We start from the raw sequence: 19,344 nt of genomic DNA on the forward strand, positions 1-19,344 counted from the left end.
ACTTAGGCGGCGCGAATTCGGGCTAGCCGAAACTCGACGGCGCCGGTCCGACGATCTCCACCGGCGTCGACGGGGTGCCGTGGCTCGGTTCGGTCGACGGCCGGTCCAGCGCGAGGATGCCGGCGATCGTCGCGCCGAGCGCCGCGGTGACCGCGACGGCGGCGATGAGCTTGCGCCGGTCGACCGGACCGTGCACCAGCGACGCGGACAGCCCCGCGCCCGCCCTGGCGCGGGCCATCCGCACGTCGCCGCTGTGGCGTTCGGCCGCGAGCAGCACCGCGCCGCGGGCCGAGACGTAGTCCGGTTCCGGGTCGTAGATGATCGGCAGGTCGATCAGCTCCGCGAGTTCGTCGCGGATGGCCGGGTTGCGGGTGCAGCCGCCGAGCAGCACCAGCGCCTCGGGCCGCACGCCGCTCTCCTCGATCAGCTGCCGTACGAACGACGCCGAATGATGCAGGCTCGCGGCGCACAACTCGGCGAGGTCGCTGCGGGTGACCACCTCGCGGCCGCCGGAGATCGGGTCGATCGCGGTGACCACGCGCTCGCTGCTCAGCGCCTCGCGATGTCTGCGGCTGGTCAGCTTGTCGGTGAGCACGCCGCCGCGCGCGAGCTGCCAGCGCAGCAGCGCGTCGTAGCCGTCGCCGCCGAGCACCGTGCTGCGCTTGCCGGCCAGGATGGTGTCGGTGCGGCAGTCGGCGTGCGTGATGGTCAGGCCGGACGTGCCGAGGTCGTAGAGCAGGACCGTGCCCTCGTTCGGCAGCTGGCCGGTGAATCGGAGATAGCGCAGCTGCGCCAAGGGCTCGTCGACGATGGTGAGGCGGTTGCGCCCGGCTCCGGTCCGGATCGCGTCGGCGTGCAGGGTGCAGCGGCAGGTCACGGCGGTTCCGGTGACCAGTTCGTCGCGCCGGTCGGCCGCGCCGCGCATCTGGCGGATGGCCTCGAAGACCGGTTCCTCGACCCCGCCACCGGCGCGCCGAAGTACCGCGCATCGATCGATCGGCGGGAGATGCGGCTGATCGGAGTGAGTCAGCATCGCGCGTGCGCCCCCAGCGCCCGCCGATACCCCCAAGACCAGCACCATGGTTTACATGGTGAACCTTTTTGCCGCCGCTGCCAAGACAACGGGCCGGGAAATTCGCTAGTTGGATGCCAGACTGTTGCTTCGTGGTCAATTCGCGGGTGTATTGAACCGACCGGTACGGCCGATGCTTTTCGATCAGGTCGCGGACCAGCGCGCCGGTTCGTCGCCGGTGTCGAAGTCGCCTGCGGCATGTCGGAATTCCGCCAATAGCTGCAACAGCGTATGCAGCCGGTCCGGTGCGAGGCCGGGTACCGCGAAGACCCGGGTGTTGAGTTCCTCGGTCGCCTGCGCGACCAATTCCCTTCCGGCATCGGTGATCTCGATGAGTGTCGCACGCCGGTCGGTGGGGTGCGGCACCCGTTCGACCAGCTTCGCCGCCTCGAGCCGATCGACGGTGTTGGTCACGCTGGTCGGGTGCACCTGCAGGCGGGCGCTGGCCTTCGCCATCGGCAGTGCGCCGGTCTTGCTGAAGCTCAGCAGCATGAGCAATTCGTAGCGGGAGAAGGTCAAACCGGTCGGTTTCAGCGCCTCGTCCACCCGGGCCATCACGATTTGCTGGGCGCGTACCAGCGAGGTCACCGCCGCCATGCCATCGGCCACGTCACCCCAGCCGTGGCCGACCCACTGGCGATGGGCCTCCTCGATCGGGTCGAGCGGAAGCGGGCGTGGCCGAGACATTCTCCGATCATTCCATGCGGGTGGGCGCGGTTCGGGGACATCGAGGTGGCTTCGGGTCACACCCGCTTCGAATCAGGGTGAGCGCAAGGGTGGGTTCTAGGGGCCTCGAACGGCACTATCAAACGCGAGGCGGGCGTGGCTGAGTGGTTGAGGCAACGGTCTGCAAAGCCGTTTACGCGGGTTCAATTCCCGCCGCTCGCTCCAATGGGTTCGAGGGTCGCCTCCAGCGGTAACGCTCGGTCCGGCCGGTGCCACGGCCGGACCGGGCGCCTCGAACCAGCCGCGGCGCTCAGCCGAGTCCCGAGAAATCGCGCAGCACAACGTGATTACGGTCCGCTGCGCTGCCGAGGGTGTAATCCGGCAGCAGGCCGAAGTACTCGGATCTGGTGGCCGCGCTCCAGCGGCGAGCTGCTTCGGTGCGCGTCTTGTAGAAGTTGAGCATGTAGCCGCCTTCGTAGAGGCGCAGCAGGCAGTAGCCGCCCGGATATTCCTTCACCGCAGCGACTTCCAGGAATTCGACGGCGCAACCGGTGTCGGGGCGGGTGCGGCGATTGCGGTGGGTGTGGCCGCTGTGGTGCAGGAAGACGCCGGGGGCGCGGTCGTAGCCGGCTTGCAGTTCGGCGCTGTCGCGGCCGTTGAGCACGAAGCCGGGGCCCGCGAGATTGGTCAGGCCCGATTCGATGGTGACCGGATGATGGCCGAAGACCAGGGTCGGGCGGTCGGGGTCGTCGCGGAGTCGCTCGGCGAACAGGTCGAATTGAGGGCGGTCGATGGTGCCACCGGAGCCGTCGAGTTCGCTGGTGTCCAGGCCGAGCACGCGCAGGCCGCGGGACTCGTGCTCGATCAGTTGCCCGCGCGGGGTGAAAGCCTCGGCCCAGCAGTCGCGGTGGTCGGCCGGGGCGGGCCGGCAACCCGCGTACTCGGGGCCGGTGTGCGGGCGATCGTGGTTGCCGCGGACGACGAGGTAGTCCTCGCCCAGCGAGCCCCAGGCGTCGAGCTGGGCGCGGACGGCGCGCGAATCGTCCAGGGCCGCTTCGCTGGTGAGGTCGCCGGCGATGAGTAGTCGTTCGGCGGCGCGGTCCGGGCGGCGCAGATCGTCGAGCATCGCGGCCAGCATCACCTCGGGGTACGGCGGGACATCTTGCCGGACACCGGGTGGCAGGCCGGCAACGAGCAGACCGCTGACCTCCTCCCCGAAGTGCACGTCGTTGGCCAGGGCGAGAGTGTGCAGTGGACGGCCGGGCGGGGGCACCAAAGTGGTGAATCGGCCGGTGGTTTCGGGAGTGCCGGGGGTGAGCGTGGTCAGGGAGAGCGCGGGGATCGCGCACACGCCGTTGGACCGAGCCTCGAAACGGTAAGTGCGACCGGGTTCCAGGCCGTCGATCTCTGCGTAGTGGAAGGGGGTCGGCTGCGCGTCGGCGTAGACCGGAACCGGCGCGCGCAGCGAATCTGCCGGGGCCAGAAGCAGTTCCGCGTCGGCGTCCACCGGCATCAGTCGCCCGGCCGGATCGGGCGCGACCGTTGTCCAGGTCACGATCACCGACCGGTCGGTGATCGTGACCACTTCCAGATCGGTGGCGATCAGCGGATTCGGCTGGGCCCGAGCCGAACCCGCGCGCGCCAGCGGTAGTAGCGCGGCAAAACCGATGGCGCCGAGCACAGTTCGCCGGGACGGCCCGCAACACGAGACTCGTTCGTTCATGCGCGCGGGTGTGGCGTCAATTCTTGCCGGTGACCGCTGAGCAGACCTTCCACTTACCGTCTTCCTTCGTCAGGTGTTCGGTGGTGCTGGTGTCGGTGTCGGGCGCCTGGCCCGGCACCTCGAGGGTGAGCTTGCCGACGATGTGCGCGGTCGCGGTGTCGCCGGTGATCACGATGTTCTCGATCTTATCGATGTGCACCGCGACCGTCGCGGACTCGAACTGCTGCCGCTGTTCCTCGGGCAGTGCCTCGAACTCGGCCCGGTCGGCCGCGCACGCCTTCGCCGCGGCGGCCTGGAATCCCTTGTTGTCCAGCGTGTCGTAGAAGTCGCGGATCGCGTTCTCGATCCGCTTTCCGTCCGAGGCGAGCGGTCCCTTGCCCTGTGCGGTCAGCACGGCGCCGAGCACCACGACACCGCCGAGCGCCAGCAGCACGACCGCGATCAGTCCGGCGATCAGGCCGATCTTGCCCCGGCGCGACGGCTGATGCCCGGGCGACGGTGGTGGATAGGCGGCTTGCGGGTAGCTCGGCGGCGGATATTCGGTGGGCTGCTGCTGCGGTCCCTGCTGCGGCGGCTGCCCGCCCGGCGGATAAGTCATAGTCTCGTCCTCCGTCAGCCCCCCTCGGCTTCCTCGAAGGTTACGTCAACGGGGCGCCCGGGTGAGCGGGAAATGGTCCCGGCCGACTCGCTGGTCTGCGGCTCGGGCATGTCCCTCGTCGGCGCGCGGCCGGCGGACTATATTTGCCGGGTGCGGCTGACCGCCCATGTTCGTTCGTGCAGAAGGAGATTCGAATGCGCAGATTGATCGGCATGTCCGTCCTCGGCGTCGGGTTGCTGGCGATCGCGCAGGGCGCGGGCACCGCGGGGGCCGATCCGGCGCCGGCCGGGCAGGGCACATTGCGGGTGCAGGCCCAGATGACCGGCGCCGAGCCGTATGCCGTGGCCGGTGCGCAGATCGGCATCACCACCTGCGAGGCAGGCCCGATGCTCGCCACCCTGACCACCGGACCCGACGGCACCGCCGCCACCAACCTGCCCCCCGGTTGCTACCAGGCCCAGTTCACCTCGGCCTCGGGCTGCGAGCCGAAAAGCTCGACCTCGGTCAAGGTAGACGTCGTCCCCGCCACCACCCAGACCGCCGACTTCAAGGTCAGCTGCGCCTGACCGAGCCGCGAACGGGACACCCCTGAGCCGCCACCCGCACTTCCGCACAGCCGGGTCCCGCTCGGTGTGTCGTTCTTGATGTCACCACTTCGTAGGATGTGCCGGCGATAGTGCGCGGGATACGTTCGCGACGTGGTGCTTTCGGCGAAATCTCAGAGTTCGCGGCCGGCCCTGGTCGTCCGGTTGGCGGCCGTGTTCGTCGCGGTGACGATCTGGTGGCTGGTGCTGTATCACGGGGTGAACGCCGTGGTCGGCGACGACGAGTACACCCGCGGCGGGCATGTGCTGCGTGCGGTCGGTGCGACGCTGGGTACGGTGCCGTTGATTTACCTGGCGCTGCGTTTTCTCGACCGGCGGTCGTGGTCCGCTCTCGGCTTGACCTCGGTCGGCCGCGGTTGGCGCGCATTCCTTTTCGGCGTCGGGTGCTGGGGAATTCCCGCCGCCGTTTCCGCGGCCATCATGCTGGGGCTCGGCTGGGCCGATCTCACCGTGCGGTCGTCACTGCCGGAAATCCTGTGGGGTTCGATCGCCCTCGTCGCGCTGGTGCTGCTTTACGAAGCCGTGCCCGAGGAATTGATCTTCCGCGGCTATTTCTTCACCAACCTCGCCGAGCGCTGGCCGACCGCGATAACCGTGCTGGCTCAAGCGATTCTGTTCACCCTGTGGGGCGTCCTGATCGGCGCGGCCGGCTCGATCGAGCGGCCCATCCTGTTCTTCGCCTTCTCGCTTGTGCAAGGTGCGCTGCGCGCGACTACCGGAAACCTCTGGGCCTGCATCGGATTTCACGCGACCTTCCAGCTGGCCACCCAGTTTCTCGGCAACCAATGGAACTACCTCGACCTGCACGACCCCGATCTGAACGTCACCGGCCTGTCGTTCGTCGTCATCCCCTTCCTCAGCACCGCGCTCGTGCTCTGGTTGGTGGCTCGCAAACGTCGCCAGAGCACGAACAGGAGTCGGAACTCGATGGCGACCGGCCGGAACCGTGCCGGAAACCAGAACGGCCCCTGATCGCATATTGCTGATCAGGGGCCTCTCCGCGGTGCCCTCGGCAGGATTCGAACCTGCGGCCTTCTGCTCCGGAGGCAGACTCGGGCAGGATTCCGGGGTTCCTGACTGGTCGCGACGGTCTGGCGGCCTGGCGATTCAGTTCGATCCAGTCCGGTTCTGTCCGGGGATGTTTGCAGCACTTGTGACACTGTCGTGACACCAAAGTCTTGGATTCGCGGCGTTGTCTGGGTTCATTCACGCGATGGCGCAGACTGCACAAGCCCGATGTGCTCAATCCTCGGCGGACCGGGGGCGAATGTCGGGTATCGCAGCATGGTGGTGGGTAGCCTGGATTGACCTTTGACAGCCTGGATTTGCGGTTCCTCCGCGTTCACGAGGCGTCGTAGAGTCAAGATGAGATACCAGGATCGACCTGGAGGGAACGACCGAGATGATCGATGGAGTCGAAAAACCGGGCGATGCGACGGTTCAAGTGCCCATAGCGACAGCCTCGGCCTCAGCGTCGGGAGAGGGGACGCTGTCGGTGGTCGTTGTCGCTACGCGACAGAACATGGCGACACAGCACCTTTGGACTGCGCGGCATGCAGCACGAAAGTGCGGTGAGCGCGAATCAGCGGTTTTGCTGGAGAACAGGATTGATCTGGAGCATCGCTCACTGACGATGAGTGCGGTTATCTCGTCTGTCTGTTTCCTGGAGGCGTTGGTGAACGAAGCGTTTGCCGATGTCGCCGACAATGCCGGTCGGCCGACTACAGGGACGGAGGGGATCTCCGATCATGCAGCCGCGGTTATGGCGGAACTTTGGAACGGTGCCGAGAGTCTTGAGAAGCGCCTGTCAATCCTTGAGAAGTATCAGTTGGCATTGGTGAGCGCGGGCAAGCCGCGAATGGATCCCGGGGCCATGCCGTACCAGGGAGCTAAGAAGCTGATTGATCTGCGAAACGCCTTGGTTCACTTCAAGCCTGCGTGGGAGCAGGTCGACGTCGAGCACAAGCTTCGCAAGAGCGTGCGAGATCTTTTCGCGGAGAACCAGCAGCCGGTCGGGCTTCCCTGGTTCCCGAACAGGTGCCTTGGCGCTGGTTGCGCCGAATGGTCGTGCGCAGTCAGCGTTAAGTTTGCTGACCATTGGTGGGAACAGATGGGCTTGGTCCGAGATTTCCATTCAGATTTCGCTGCGTGGCCGGAGCCGTAGTCGGACTGACTGCTCCTTTCTGCTGCGACTTCAGGGCATTTCGGCGTGGCTGCCCGCCGTAGTCACCGGAGCGTGCGTACCGTCGCCGAATGGTGGAAATCTGGGTAGGCGATCAGATCGTATGCGTCCGGCAGAGCGGTCCGACAGTCGACGGCGAGACACCGATGGTGACGCTTCACGGCGTTGTACTCGAAGTGCATAACAAAGATGAGTATGGCAAACCCGCTGAAGACGGCCAGTACGCCGACTGGTACTGGGTCCGATCCAACCAAGGCGACGAGTTCTGTGTCTCCGCGCAGGAAGCTGTAACCAGGCAGAACACCCACCCCACCGACGGGTAGCAACGTCGGCTCGTTGCCCATTCGCCACCTACACCACCTGCTTCCTCGTATCGGCCATCCTGTGCTGAGGGAGGGATAGTCAAGGGTGCCGGAGGCATCGCGTAGCGACGCGAAGCGCCCTTTACTCTCCCGTGGTGAAGTCAGATCGTATGGGCCATGAGGAGGCAGGGATCTACGTGCCTCATTGCCACCGTGTCACCGCGACTTTCGTTCGTCCTCGCTTCCGTCGGCCGGACCACGGCCAGTCACCCCGTTAGGTGCCGGTCGATTCGTGAGCGGCTGCGGAGGCAGCGTCGGGTACGACTCTCGTCGTGCCCACACTTACTCGGATATGCCCAAAGCGACCAAGGGTGTCGTAGAGTGGCAGTTGTGAACGCAAGCGCGGTTACCGACGTGCCGACGCGCCCGCCTGCCGTAGCTTGCGGAGGCCGGCGGGCGCGCGGCGCGGCGCGGCGGTGGCCGCGCGGGCGGCGCGCAGCGCCGCTCTTGATCCTCAATGGCGGAATTCGGCAGTGGCCCGCGGGTAATTGCGGAACGTGCTCGACGCACGATCGAAACGTCGTCAGCTAGAGCAACTTAGAAGCGGATTGCGTCGTAGTAGTACGACAGCTTGCCAGTGGGCCCGCGGGACAGGTGGCGGCACGGCTGGCGAAACAGGTGTCGAAACAGCTTCGGAAACAGGTGAAAAATAGCCGCTACCCAGCAGGAACCCTGCTGTTTGTGGGTGATGTCTGCGACTCAAGAAGCTATCATGATCGCATATTAGCGTGCTAACACTGCGTAGAATGGCACTCGTCCGTGTACGTCTGCGGGCGGCAGGCCCGGAAGCTCCGAAGAGCTCCCGAGCTGCTCATCCACTAGCGATGCGGTCTCAGTTTCCTAGGCCGAGGACCGCAGCTAGCGTCTGCGCCGCCAGTTCGGTGATCACCATGATTGCTGAGCTGGCGGTGTCGGAGTGCGACACAGAGACCAGCAGCGAGCAGGCGGTTACCGCTGCGCGAACCCACGTCAGTGAGTCGAGCAGAGTCCGGAATTTCGTCCGGCGGTTTGGCGGTGTGTTCGATTCGGGTGCTGGAGTATCCGCCATGCACCCTCCTCTCCTTGTTTGCAGTTGCCCCGCCGCGGGTGCGGCGGACGAGACCGCTCCGAACTTGTCAGAGAGGCCCCGGCTGCCGCGCTCGCGCATCTACAACTGAAGCAAGGATGCCGACCGAATCAGGTTGCCCTGGTTCAACGCTGGCCGACTGCGTACATGCTAATCGGCGAACGCCCGTGAAACTCGTTGGCTTGGTGTTCTTGTCGGCCGCTATCGCCTGCCTGAGTTCTCGACGGCGTATCCCTGTACGGGTACAGATCTGTACAGGTCTGTAGCGGACGATATGCCGCGCACCAAATGTGGTGTAGATCACAGACGACGAAAGTAGCTGGTCTTGCGGAATTCGTCAGCTGAACCGAGTTCTTATAGAGCGGCAAGCAGTTCGGTGACTGCGGTGACGATGATGACCGGCTGTTGAGCGCGGAACCGGTCTACTTTCTCTGGCCGGTTCGCGAAGGCGATCGCAGCTACCTTCGCCGCGTGAGCTGCTTGGATTACCTCACACCTGAAGGTGACTCCGGTCGAACCCGGCGATAAGTCCCGGCCGTTGCGGGAGCACCTGATCATGGGCGCGATCGCTCGGCGCACCACCTGGCGCGCGGAATACATCCGAGCGCAACTTGCCGCCGGTCCACCCGGTGCGCAAGAAACTTCGGCAACTCGGCAAGCAGCGTAGGAGGGAGGGCGCATGTCCAGACTGTTGAACGAGCAAGAGGTCCGCAAGTTGATCCCTGTTGGGCACAGCAAGTACTACGAGCTGATCGGCACGGGGGAGTTGCGCTCGGTGAAGATCGGTCGTCGTCGGTTCGTCACCGAGCAGGCGGTAGTGGAATACATTGCGGGACTTGATCAGGCGGCGGCATGAGCAGGCAACAACTGCCGCCGCAGATCACGAAGATCGAGGTGACTGATCGGCGCACCAAGAAGCAGGTGGTCCGCTATCAGGTCGTCGCCGACGTCGGCGTGAACCTGGAAACCGGCAAGCGGCAACAGGTTCGTCGGCGGTACAACACCGAGAAGGAAGCGCGCGCTGCGCTGAGCAAGTTCATGGAGCTGGCATCAACAGACAGTTTCGTGCCCACTTCGGAGTACACCGTCGAACAGGTGTGTACGGACTGGTTGGACAGCTTGCATTGGGCGCGGGAAACCACTCTCGCTGGCTACCGGTACAACTTGGCTCCGTTGCGGGAGGCACACGGAAATCTCGCCGTGCAGAAGCTGACTCGGTTGCATCTTGATCGCTTGGTAGCGGCCTTGAAGAAGGGCGGGACTACGACCGAGAAGGGACATGTTCGGCGGCCGTGGAGCGCAAGGTCGCTGAAGCGAACCGTGGAGACGACAGTCATGGCGTTGGACTACGCGATTGAACGAAAGTTGCTGTCACATAACGTTGCTGCTGCGATGAAGCCGAAGCGCGGCAAGACCGTGAAGCCGAAGCCGTACACCCCCGGCCGAGGTATCGAAGGTGCTCAAGAGCCTCGAAGGCAACCGCGACGGGCACGTGTGGTTCCTCGCTCTGTCGGGCCTTCGGCGTAGTGAGCTCGGCGGGTTGCGCTGGAGTGGTGTGCATTTCGGTGCGAATACGCTCGATGTGCAGATCGGTCGGGCATCGGCCGGCGGGACCGCCGTGGAGGACGACCCCAAGACCGAGAGCGGCATCCGGACTCTGCCGATGGATGACGAGATGGTTGAAGTGCTGCGCCGAGCTCATCGGATTCAAGCCGGGGAAAAGCTCGCGCTGGGGGAGGCGTACAACGATGGGGACTACGTCGCCTGCAACCAGGACGGGACGCCGTACCACCCGGACACGTTGACGCACCGGTGGGCGAAGATGATCAAGAAGGCTGGCGTCCGGCACATCCGGCTGCATGATGCGCGTCACACCTGCGGCACCACGATGCATCTCCGGAGGGTCCCACTCGCTGTGATCGCCGCGTGGCTGGGGCATGCCGATGCCAGCGTGACAGCGAGGATCGACACCCATTCTCAGCTGGAGGCGTTGGAGGCTGCGACGAAGACTTTGGGCGAGGTTGTGACAACTCGTGACATCGAGGCCGGGTGAGCGTTCGGACGAGAAAGGCCCCAACCAGATTCGCACTGGTTGGGGCCTTTTCTTTCGGTGCCCTCGGCAGGATTCGAACCTGCGGCCTTCTGCTCCGGAGGCAGACGCTCTATCCCCTGAGCTACGAGGGCGGGATAGGTGTCGAGCGGTGACGGTGACGCCGCCGCTCGGGCGGGGAAAGCGTATCGCATCGGTGGCCGGGAGCCAAAAAGGGTTGTCGGGGGCGGCGGTTCGGGGTCAGTTCGGGGGGAGCGGTACGGCGCCTCGTGCGGTGAGCATGGCGGTGATGAGCTGGGCTTCGCCGCGCTGGGTCTGGTCCATGGTGTCGGCGAGGGTGCGCACGGCGGTGGTTTCGGCGTGCTCGGCCGCGTACTCGATCATCGGCAGGCCGCCCTGGTGGTGGCGCAGCATGAGTTGCAGGAACAGGGTGTCGAGGGCGGGACCGGAGGCCTGGCGCAGGGCGGCGAGGTCGCCGGGGGTGGCCATGCCGGGCATCGTCGCCATGGGGCCGGACATGGTCTGGGTGCCGCCGGAGTGGCCGTGGCCGCCCGGCTGCGTGCTCATCCAGCCCATGTAGCCGTCGACGCTCTGTGCGGGCTTGCCCCACAGCTGCAACCAGCCCTGCATGCGGCCGACCTGGTTCTGCTGGGTGGTCATGATGTCGTAGGCGAGGCGGCGCACGTCGGTGTCGGTGGACCGGACCAGCACGACACCGGCCATCTCGACGGCCTGCGCGTGATGGGCCGACATGTCCTGGGTGAAGCCGACGTCCACCGCGCCGGGATCGGGTTCGGACGAGCTGTTCAGCGGCAGCCGGATCAGCGTGCCGATGGCGACGCCGATCAGGATGGCGCCGATCACGCCGAGAATCAGCAGCGCGGTGCGCTGCCCGCGGACCTGGGCGCCGAGGCCGGATTCCGTGGAATCCGGCGCGACCTCGGTGGGCACTACCGGCTCGGCTGCGGCTGAGCCGGACCGGGCTGAGCCGGGTTCGGCACCGGCCGGGGCTGGTTCGGCGCGGGCGCGCCGGGCAGACCGGGCAGCCCCGGAACTCCGGGCACGCCCGGCAGCCCGCCGGGCATCCCGCCGACCTCGCTCGCGTCCTGCTGCAGGCCCTTGCCGTCCATCGGCACCGCGCCGGGTCCGGGCGGCGTCGGGTCGAACGGCGGCGGGTTGTCGGTGTCGAACGCGATCGTCGAGCAGTCCGCGCCGACCTCGGGGTAGGTGTAGTTGTTCAGGCGCAGCGCGGTGATGAACTGACCGACGCGCTTGTCGTCGGCGCTGTCCAGCTTCAGCTGATGCCCCCACGATTGCAGCGAAACCGCGTGGTCGAGACCGGGGTACGGCGACATGAGCGAGTACGCCTTGCCCTGCACCTTGCTCTTCAGCGAGTCGATACCCGCGGCGTCGACCTTGTCCGGGTTGTAGGCGATCCACACCGCGCCGTGCTCGAGCGAGTGCACGGCGTTCTCCATCCGGATCGGCTTGTCGTACACCACGCCGGTGCAGGTGGCCCAGGACGCGTCGTGCGGTCCGCCGAACGCGGGACTCTGGTCGTAGGCCACCCGCTGGGTCGGGCCGATGTGCAGCCCGGCCGGGTATTCCTTCTTGACCACGCCGGGGATCGAATCCGAGGGGTCCTTGCGGTCCGCGCTGGGCGTGAACTTCTCCAGGTCGGCCTTCTCCTGGTACTTGGGTACCAGGCTGTAGGCGAGAGCACCGATGAGTGCGATGATGACTACGGCCGCGCCGATGGCCAACCAGGGGATCTGACGATTCTTCTTCGGCAGTTGTCCACGCCCGCCCCCTTTGCGGGACCCGGACAACTTGGCGGCGGCCTTGGCCGATTTGGCGCTGGGACTACTCGGCATCGCTCGTTGTGCTCTCTCGAGGTGATGGATCCGCAGGGTGCTGTGGGTTGCGGACGGTTCCGGCGCAGTGCCCACTCGAGGTGTACACCCGCCAAGACCATAGGATAGAGACTCGTGACTCCAGCTGACCTTGCAGATCTCCTTCGCGCCACTGCGGCGAAGGTGCTTGTCGAACGCGGACTGGACCCCGCGGTCCTGCCCGACGAGGTCACTGTCGAGCGCCCCCGCAACCCCGAACACGGCGACTATGCCACGAATGTGGCGATGAAGGTCGCGAAGAAGGCGGGCGCGAATCCGCGCGATCTGGCGACCTGGCTGGCCGAGGCGCTGAGCGCGGCCGACGAGGTGGCCTCCGCCGAAGTCGCCGGTCCCGGCTTCCTGAACATCCGGCTGGCCGCGTCCGCGCAGGGCGCGATCATCGAGCAGGTGCTCGCCGCCGGCGCCGCCTACGGCACCGGGGAAACGCTGAAGGGCGCCCGGATCAATCTGGAGTTCGTCTCGGCGAACCCGACCGGCCCGGTGCACCTGGGCGGCACCCGCTGGGCCGCGGTCGGCGACGCGCTCGGCCGGATCCTGGCCGCGCAGGGCGCCGACGTGGTGCGCGAGTACTACTTCAACGATCACGGCGCGCAGATCGAGCGGTTCGCCCGGTCGCTGGTCGCGGCGGCCACCGGCGCGCCGACCCCGGACGACGGCTACGCGGGCGCGTACATCACCGAGATCGCGAACACGATCGTGACCGCGCACCCGGACGCGCTGTCGCTGCCCGAGGACGAGCGGCAGGAGCTGTTCCGCGCCGAGGGCGTCGAGCTGATGTTCGCCCAGATCCGGCAGACGCTGCACGAGTTCGGCACCGACTTCGACGTGTTCTTCAACGAGAGCTCGCTGTTCGAGTCCGGCGCGGTGGAGCAGGCCGTGGCCAAGCTCAAGGATTCCGGCGATCTTTATGAAAAAGACGGCGCCTGGTGGATCGCGAGTTCGGAATACGGGGACGATCAGGATCGCGTCGTCATCAAAAGCGACGGCAAGCCCGCATATGTGGCCGGCGATATCGCCTACTTCCAGAACAAGCGGGACCGCGGTTTCGATCTGTGCATTTACATGCTCGGCGCCGACCATCACGGATATATCGGCCGGCTGAAGGCGATCGCGTCGGTTTCCGGCGACGATCCGGCCACCGTCGAGGTGCTGATCGGGCAGATGGTGAATCTGCTCAAAGACGGTGTCGCGGTGAAAATGAGCAAGCGTGCGGGCACCGTGGTCACGCTGGAGGATTTGGTCGAGGCGATCGGCGTCGACGCCGGGCGGTATGTGCTCGTGCGGTCGTCGGTGAATTCGAGCATCGATATCGACCTGGACCTCTGGACCAGCCAGAGCAGCGAGAACCCGGTCTACTACGTGCAGTACGCGCACGCCCGCACCGCCTCGATCGCGCGCAACGCGGCCGAGCTCGAATACGACAAGGTGACACCGGATCTCGCGCTGCTGACCTCCGACGAGGAGGGCGAGCTCATCCGCACCCTCGGCGAGTACCCGCGGGTGGTGAGCAGCGCCGCGAGCCTGCGCGAGCCGCACCGGGTCGCCCGCTACCTGGAGGAACTGGCCGGTACCTACCACCGCTTCCAGACCAACAAGAACCTGCGCGTGCTGCCCCTCGGGGACGAGCCCGTGCGCCCCACCAACGCCGCGCGCCTGGTGCTGGTCAACGCTACCCGTCAGGTCCTCGCGAACGGCCTCGCCCTGCTCGGCGTCAGCGCACCGGAGCGCATGTGAACGGGCACAAGGACTTTCAGACGAGCGCCAGGGAGGAACTATGGCCGTGAACGAGCGTAGCGAGCGAACCGAAGGCGCAGCCGCCTGCGCGGTCACGACGGAGCCGAGCGTCAGCGAGGTGGAGTCGTGAGCGCGCACCCCGCCGGGCCTCGGCATGCCGAGATCCCGCACGCCCCCAACTTGCCGGAGCGCCCTCGCGACCCGCAGCAGCTGATCGATTTGCCGGCGAATGTCTGGCCGCGCAACGCGTCGCGGGACGACGACGGCGTGGTGCGGCTGGCCGGTGTGCCGGTGCACGAGCTGGCCGCCGAATTCGGTACGCCGCTGTTCGTGATCGACGAGGACGATTTCCGTTCGCGCTGCCGCGACATGGTGCGCGCGTTCGGGCCGAACGCGCGAGTCCACTACGCGTCCAAGGCTTTCCTGTGCGGCGAGATCGCCCGCTGGATCCGGGACGAGGGCCTGTCGCTGGACGTGTGTTCCGGCGGCGAGCTCGCGGTCGCCCTGCACGCCGGCTTCCCCGCTGAGCGAATCGCGTTGCACGGCAACAACAAATCGGCGACCGAGCTGGAAGCGGCGGTGGCCGCCGGGGTCGGCCACGTGGTCGTCGACTCGCTGATCGAGATCGAGCGCCTGGAGGCCATCGCGGGCCGGGCCGGCGTCGTGCAGGACGTGCTGGTCCGGGTCACCGTCGGCGTGGAAGCCCATACGCACGAATACATTTCGACCGCGCACGAGGATCAGAAGTTCGGCTTCTCGATCGCCGGCGGCGACGCCATGGAGGCGCTCGCGCGGGTCTTCGACGCGGACAACCTGCGCCTGGTCGGCCTGCACAGCCATATCGGTTCGCAGATCTTCGAGATCGACGGCTTCGAGATCGCCGCGCGCCGGATGCTGCGGTTGCTGCACGACGCCATCGAGAAGTTCGGCGTCGACCGCACCGCGCAGATCTCCACGCTGGATCTCGGTGGCGGACTTGGCATTTCGTACCTGCCCAACGACGACCCGCCGCCGCTGGACGACTTCGCCGCCAAGGTGCGCGACCTGGTCGCCGCCGAGGCGGCCGCCATCGGCCTGCCCGAGCCGAAGATCGCGGTGGAACCCGGCCGCGCCATCGCCGGACCGGGCACGGTCACGCTGTACGAGGTCGGCACCATCAAGGACGTCTCCCTCGACGGCGGCCTGCGCCGGCGCTACCTCAGCGTCGACGGCGGCATGAGCGACAACATCCGCCCGGCGCTGTACCAGGCCGACTACGACTGCCGCCTGGTCTCGCGCTCGTCCGAGGCCGCCGCCGTGGTCGCGCGCGTCGTCGGAAAGCATTGCGAGAGTGGCGATATCGTCATCCGTGATACCTGGATGCCGGAGGACGTCGGCCCCGGCGATCTGGTCGCCGTCGCCGCGACCGGCGCGTACTGCTATTCGATGTCCAGCCGATACAACCAGCTGACCCGCCCCGCGGTGGTCGCGGTACGCGACGGGCAACCGCGACTCATTCTGCGCCGGGAAACGGTGGCGGACCTGCTCAGCTTGGAGGTTGAATCATGACGAATCCCACCCAGAACACCTGGGGGAGAGATCAGCCGATCGGTGTCGCGGTCCTCGGCATGGGCAATGTCGGCACGGAGGTCGTGCGGATCCTGCGCGAACACTCCGAAGACCTGCGTTCCCGGGTCGGCGCGCCGCTGGTGCTGCGCGGCGTCGCGGTCCGCAACCTGGACAACGATCGCGGCCTTCCGCCGCACCTGCTGACCACCGACGCGGACGCCCTGGTCGCCCGCGAGGACGTCGACCTGGTGGTCGAGGTGATCGGCGGCATCGACCCGCCGCGCCGGCTGATCCTGGCCGCGCTGAACGCCGGCAAATCCGTGGTGACCGCGAACAAGGCGCTGCTGGCCGACTACACCGGCGAACTCGCGGCTGCCGCCGAACGCAGCCGCGCCGACCTCTACTTCGAGGCCGCGGTCGCGGGCGCCATCCCGGTGGTCCGCCCGCTGATCCAGTCGCTGGCCGGTGACCGGGTCAACCGGGTGGTCGGCATCGTCAACGGCACCACCAACTTCATCCTCTCCGCGATGGACGAGACCGGCGCCGACTACGAGGTCACGCTGAAGGAGGCCACCCGCCTCGGTTACGCGGAGGCCGATCCGACCGCCGACGTGGAGGGCTACGACGCCGCCGCCAAGGCCGCGATCCTCGCCTCGCTGGCGTTCCACACCCGGGTCACCGCGGCCGACGTGTACCGCGAGGGCATCTCCAAGATCAGTGCCGAGGATCTGGAGACCGCGTCCGCGCTGAACTGCACGGTCAAGCTGCTCGCCATCTGCGAGCGGGTGCCCGCCGGGCCGGGCGAGCCGACCGTGGCCGAGGGCGGCAAGGACCGCGTCTCGGTGCGCGTCTACCCGGCGCTGGTGCCGCGCAAGCATCCGCTGGCCGCGGTGAGCGGCGCGTTCAACGCGGTGGTCGTCGAGGCGGAGAACGCGGGCCGGCTGATGTTCTACGGACAGGGGGCCGGCGGCGCGCCGACCGCGTCCGCGGTGCTCGGCGATCTGGTGATGGCCGCGCGCAACAAGTTCTACGGTGGCCGCGCCCCGGGCGAATCGGTTTATGCTGAGCTACCGATCGCGCCGATCGGCGATACACCCACCCGCTATCACGTGAACCTGCAGGTGGCAGACCGTCCCGGGGTACTTGCCGCGGTGGCGGGCGAATTCGCCAAGCACGGAGTGAGCATCTCGACCGTCCGCCAAGAGGGGCACGGCACGGGCGCTCGCTTGGTCGTGGTTACCCACCACGCCGTGGAATCGGCGCTCGCGGACACCGTCACCGCCCTGGGCGAGATGGAATCCGTCACATCGATCACCAGTGTTCTCAGATTGGAAGGCACCGAAGAATGAGTACGACCCGGGGACCGCAGACGGCGGGGTCGACGAGGGCCGGCGTGGCGCCGCAGTTCGGCGTGCATTCTCGCTGGCCGGGTCTGATCGCGGCCTATCGCGATCGGATCGCGGGTGCGGCCGAGTGGGAGCCGGTCACGCTGTTCGAGGGCGGCACGCCGCTGGTGCCCGCGCCGCATCTGTCCGAATTGACCGGATGTGACGTTTATCTCAAGGTCGAGGGCCTGAACCCGACCGGCTCGTTCAAGGACCGCGGCATGACCGTCGCGATCACCGATGCCAAGTACCAGGGCCAGCAGGCGGTGCTCTGCGCGTCCACCGGCAACACCTCGGCCTCCGCGGCCGCCTACGCCACCCGCGCGGGCATGACCTGTGCCGTGCTGATCCCGCAGGGCAAGATCGCGATGGGCAAGCTGGCCCAGGCGGTCATGCTGGGCGCCAAGATCATTCAGGTGGACGGCAACTTCGACGACTGCCTGGAGCTGGCCCGCAAGGTCACCTCGGACTTCCCCAGCATCGGCCTGGTGAACTCGGTGAACCCGGCCCGCATCGAGGGGCAGAAGACCGCGTCGTTCGAGATCTGCGATGTGCTCGGCCGCGCGCCCGACGTGCACGCGCTGCCGGTGGGCAACGCGGGCAACATCACCGCGTACTGGCGCGGCTACCGCGAGTACTACGCCGACGGCATCACCACCCAGCTGCCCCGCATGCTCGGCGTGCAGGCCGCGGGGGCCGCGCCGCTGGTCAACGGCGCCCCGGTGAGCAACCCGGAGACCATCGCGACGGCCATCCGGATCGGCGCGCCCGCGTCCTGGAACGGCGCGATGGCGGCCAAGGAGGAGTCCGGCGGCGCGTTCCGCGCGGCCACCGACGACGAGATCCTGGCGGCATACCGCCTGGTCGCGGCGCACGAGGGCGTGTTCGTCGAGCCCGCCTCGGCGGCCAGCGTGGCCGGCCTGCTCGCGGCGCACAAGGAGGGCTGGCTGGATTCCGGCCTGACCGTCGTGTGCACCGTTACCGGCAACGGGCTCAAGGACCCCGACACCGCGCTGCTGGGAATGCCGCAGGTGCAGGCGATTCCGGTCGACCCGGTCGCGGTCGCCCACGAACTAGAGCTGGCCTGAGTTGAATTCGCGCGAAGGCCAGTTGTACGTGCGCCCGCGGACCGCGAGCATGAGTCGCACGCTGCCCGCGGGACTTTCGGTGACCGCGCGGGTGCCGGCGTCGAGCGCGAACCTCGGTCCCGGGTTCGATTCGCTCGGTATGGCTTTGGGGATCTACGACGAGATCGAGGTGCGCACTACCGATTCCGGGCTCAACATCCGGGTCGAGGGTGAGGGTGCCGACGATGTCCCCTGGGGCCCTTCGCATCTCGTGGTGCGGGCGATCGAGCGCGGCCTCGAGTCGGCGGGCGTCTGGGCGGACGGCCTCGATGTGGTGTGCCGCAACGTGATTCCGCACTCGCGCGGCCTCGGTTCCTCGGCCTCGGCCGTGGTCGGCGGCCTGGCCGCGGGCTGCGCGATCGCGACGAAGTTCGATGCCGCGCTGGCCACCTCCGACGACCAATTGGTGCAGCTGGCAGCGGAATTCGAGGGTCACCCGGACAACGCGGCGGCCAGCGTGCTCGGCGGCATCGTGGTGTCCTGGACCGAGACCGACCGGGCCGCCGACATCGGCCAGGACGGCGTGCCGGTGGCCGAGCATCACGGCCGGGTCTACCGGGCCGTGCGGCTGGACGCGCATCCGACGTTGCGCCCGGTGGTGCTCATTCCGGAAGAACGCTCCGCGACCGCGCACACCAGGGGTTTGCTGCCCGAGACGGTGCCGCACGGCGACGCCGCGTTCAATGTCAGCCGGGCGGCCCTGGCCGTGGTGGCGCTGACCCAGCGTCCGGACCTGCTGATGCCCGCGACGGCCGACCGGCTGCATCAGACCCAGCGTGCGCCCGCGCTACCGCTGACCACCACCTGGGTATCCCGGCTGCGCGCGGCCGGTATCGCGGCCACCGTGTCGGGTGCCGGTCCGACCGTCTTGGCCTTGAGTACCTGCGAATTTCCTGCCGAACTCCGTGAACTCGCGGCCATGGACGGGTTGCGGGTAGTCGAACCGGGACTGGCCGGCGGGGTCCTGATCGACGGTGTTTGATCGGCGGCGCTCGCTCGGCACCGCGTGGTCACGCTCCGCTACCGCCTTCGTGCCTGACCGCTCGCACCGCGACGGCGCGTCTGGCTTGCCGAGATTCGCAATGGGCAGCTATCCTGAGCGAGTCCGTACATCGTGCGCATCAGACGCCGGTGCTTCATCAGGGCAATCGCTCCAGCAGGCTCCAGGCTCGAGCCTCCAGGCCATGGGGGTGCTGCGTAGCTGCGCAACTGGAATGATCACTCCCCACCTCACACCACCGGTGGCGAAGCGGACGGACGCATCCGAGTCCGGCAGAATGCCCGGACTGCGGGACGAACCCTCGAAACAGCAC

The 19,344-nt window shown here is 67.3% G+C and carries 18 protein-coding genes and 3 tRNA genes; 13 read left to right on the plus strand and 8 right to left on the minus strand.

The features are described 5' to 3' along the window. Positions 1–22: 22 nt before the first annotated feature. Positions 23–1,081, minus strand: a complete 1,059-nt coding sequence (locus tag ACFYO1_RS39030) for an Hsp70 family protein (RefSeq protein ID WP_387243032.1) — start codon at positions 1,079–1,081, stop codon at positions 23–25. 135 nt (positions 1,082–1,216) lie between these two features. Further along, a complete protein-coding gene (locus ACFYO1_RS39035; RefSeq protein ID WP_387243035.1) occupies positions 1,217–1,759 on the minus strand; it encodes a MarR family winged helix-turn-helix transcriptional regulator in 543 nt (180 codons plus the stop codon). 129 nt (positions 1,760–1,888) lie between these two features. On the opposite strand from ACFYO1_RS39035, the gene ACFYO1_RS39040 reads away from it, so the two are divergent. Then, positions 1,889–1,963, plus strand: a tRNA-Cys gene (locus tag ACFYO1_RS39040). Positions 1,964–2,048: 85 nt separating this feature from the next. On the opposite strand, the gene ACFYO1_RS39045 is transcribed toward ACFYO1_RS39040, so the two are convergent. Together ACFYO1_RS39045 and ACFYO1_RS39050 are read right to left on the minus strand one after the other, a co-directional pair. Beyond that, positions 2,049–3,461 (minus strand): metallophosphoesterase, encoded by a 1,413-nt coding sequence (locus ACFYO1_RS39045; RefSeq protein WP_387243038.1) that lies wholly within the window; start codon positions 3,459–3,461, stop codon positions 2,049–2,051. A 16-nt stretch (positions 3,462–3,477) separates the two neighbouring features. Further along, entirely contained in the window at positions 3,478–4,059 is a 582-nt protein-coding gene (locus tag ACFYO1_RS39050) for a hypothetical protein (protein ID WP_387243041.1), read from the minus strand. Between the two features lie 194 nt (positions 4,060–4,253). Here ACFYO1_RS39050 and ACFYO1_RS39055 point away from each other — a divergent pair, with 194 nt between their 5' ends. Together ACFYO1_RS39055 and ACFYO1_RS39060 are read left to right on the plus strand one after the other, a co-directional pair. Then, positions 4,254–4,625 (plus strand): hypothetical protein, encoded by a 372-nt coding sequence (locus ACFYO1_RS39055; protein WP_387243044.1) that lies wholly within the window; start codon positions 4,254–4,256, stop codon positions 4,623–4,625. 132 nt (positions 4,626–4,757) lie between these two features. Further along, on the plus strand, positions 4,758–5,636 hold the full coding sequence (locus tag ACFYO1_RS39060) for a CPBP family intramembrane glutamic endopeptidase (RefSeq protein ID WP_387243047.1): 879 nt from the start codon (positions 4,758–4,760) through the stop codon (positions 5,634–5,636). A gap of 35 nt (positions 5,637–5,671) precedes the next feature. Here the strand turns inward: ACFYO1_RS39060 and ACFYO1_RS39065 are convergent. Continuing rightward, a tRNA-Arg gene (locus tag ACFYO1_RS39065) sits at positions 5,672–5,752 on the minus strand. A 314-nt stretch (positions 5,753–6,066) separates the two neighbouring features. Here ACFYO1_RS39065 and ACFYO1_RS39070 point away from each other — a divergent pair. The 5 genes from ACFYO1_RS39070 (at position 6,067) to ACFYO1_RS39090 (ending at position 10,327) form a co-directional block, all read left to right on the plus strand. Further along, the gene (locus tag ACFYO1_RS39070) at positions 6,067–6,828 is read left to right on the plus strand and encodes a hypothetical protein (protein WP_387243050.1); all 762 of its coding nucleotides are present in this window, start codon (positions 6,067–6,069) and stop codon (positions 6,826–6,828) included. A gap of 89 nt (positions 6,829–6,917) precedes the next feature. Beyond that, entirely contained in the window at positions 6,918–7,169 is a 252-nt protein-coding gene (locus ACFYO1_RS39075) for a hypothetical protein (RefSeq protein WP_387243053.1), read from the plus strand. A 1,784-nt stretch (positions 7,170–8,953) separates the two neighbouring features. Beyond that, complete coding sequence (locus tag ACFYO1_RS39080; RefSeq protein WP_387243056.1) at positions 8,954–9,130, plus strand: helix-turn-helix domain-containing protein; 177 nt, start codon at positions 8,954–8,956, stop codon at positions 9,128–9,130. Next, positions 9,127–9,801: an Arm DNA-binding domain-containing protein gene (locus ACFYO1_RS39085; RefSeq protein ID WP_387243059.1), complete on the plus strand. Its 675-nt coding sequence runs from the start codon at positions 9,127–9,129 to the stop codon at positions 9,799–9,801. Before ACFYO1_RS39080 ends, ACFYO1_RS39085 begins: the two co-directional genes overlap by 4 nt. Beyond that, positions 9,731–10,327: a site-specific integrase gene (locus ACFYO1_RS39090; RefSeq protein WP_387243062.1), complete on the plus strand. Its 597-nt coding sequence runs from the start codon at positions 9,731–9,733 to the stop codon at positions 10,325–10,327. The genes ACFYO1_RS39085 and ACFYO1_RS39090 overlap by 71 nt, the downstream gene beginning before the upstream one ends. Positions 10,328–10,385: 58 nt before the next feature. On the opposite strand, the gene ACFYO1_RS39095 is transcribed toward ACFYO1_RS39090, so the two are convergent. The 3 genes from ACFYO1_RS39095 to ACFYO1_RS39105 form a co-directional block, all read right to left on the minus strand. Further along, positions 10,386–10,458 (minus strand) — tRNA-Arg (locus ACFYO1_RS39095). Between the two features lie 106 nt (positions 10,459–10,564). After that, positions 10,565–11,275 carry a DUF305 domain-containing protein gene (locus ACFYO1_RS39100; RefSeq protein ID WP_387243065.1) on the minus strand — a complete coding sequence of 237 codons (711 nt, stop codon included), beginning with the start codon at positions 11,273–11,275 and terminating at the stop codon, positions 10,565–10,567. Continuing rightward, complete coding sequence (locus ACFYO1_RS39105; protein ID WP_387243067.1) at positions 11,275–12,198, minus strand: DUF3105 domain-containing protein; 924 nt, start codon at positions 12,196–12,198, stop codon at positions 11,275–11,277. Before ACFYO1_RS39105 ends, ACFYO1_RS39100 begins: the two co-directional genes overlap by 1 nt. Positions 12,199–12,312: 114 nt before the next feature. On the opposite strand from ACFYO1_RS39105, the gene argS reads away from it, so the two are divergent. The 5 genes from argS to thrB all read left to right on the plus strand — a co-directional run bounded on the left by argS (position 12,313) and on the right by thrB (position 19,013). Continuing rightward, positions 12,313–13,971: an arginine--tRNA ligase gene (gene argS, locus ACFYO1_RS39110; RefSeq protein WP_387243070.1), complete on the plus strand. Its 1,659-nt coding sequence runs from the start codon at positions 12,313–12,315 to the stop codon at positions 13,969–13,971. A gap of 126 nt (positions 13,972–14,097) precedes the next feature. After that, complete coding sequence (gene lysA, locus ACFYO1_RS39115; RefSeq protein WP_387243073.1) at positions 14,098–15,519, plus strand: diaminopimelate decarboxylase; 1,422 nt, start codon at positions 14,098–14,100, stop codon at positions 15,517–15,519. Further along, the gene (locus ACFYO1_RS39120) at positions 15,516–16,868 is read left to right on the plus strand and encodes a homoserine dehydrogenase (RefSeq protein WP_387243076.1); all 1,353 of its coding nucleotides are present in this window, start codon (positions 15,516–15,518) and stop codon (positions 16,866–16,868) included. The genes lysA and ACFYO1_RS39120 overlap by 4 nt, the downstream gene beginning before the upstream one ends. Continuing rightward, positions 16,865–17,992, plus strand: a complete 1,128-nt coding sequence (gene thrC / locus ACFYO1_RS39125) for a threonine synthase (protein ID WP_387243079.1) — start codon at positions 16,865–16,867, stop codon at positions 17,990–17,992. The genes ACFYO1_RS39120 and thrC overlap by 4 nt, the downstream gene beginning before the upstream one ends. Before the next feature lie 49 nt (positions 17,993–18,041). Then, positions 18,042–19,013 (plus strand): homoserine kinase, encoded by a 972-nt coding sequence (thrB, locus tag ACFYO1_RS39130; RefSeq protein WP_387243082.1) that lies wholly within the window; start codon positions 18,042–18,044, stop codon positions 19,011–19,013. Positions 19,014–19,344 lie beyond the last annotated feature (331 nt).

Source organism: Nocardia sp. NPDC006044, from assembly GCF_042871115.1.
Lineage (GTDB): Bacteria > Actinomycetota > Actinomycetes > Mycobacteriales > Mycobacteriaceae > Nocardia.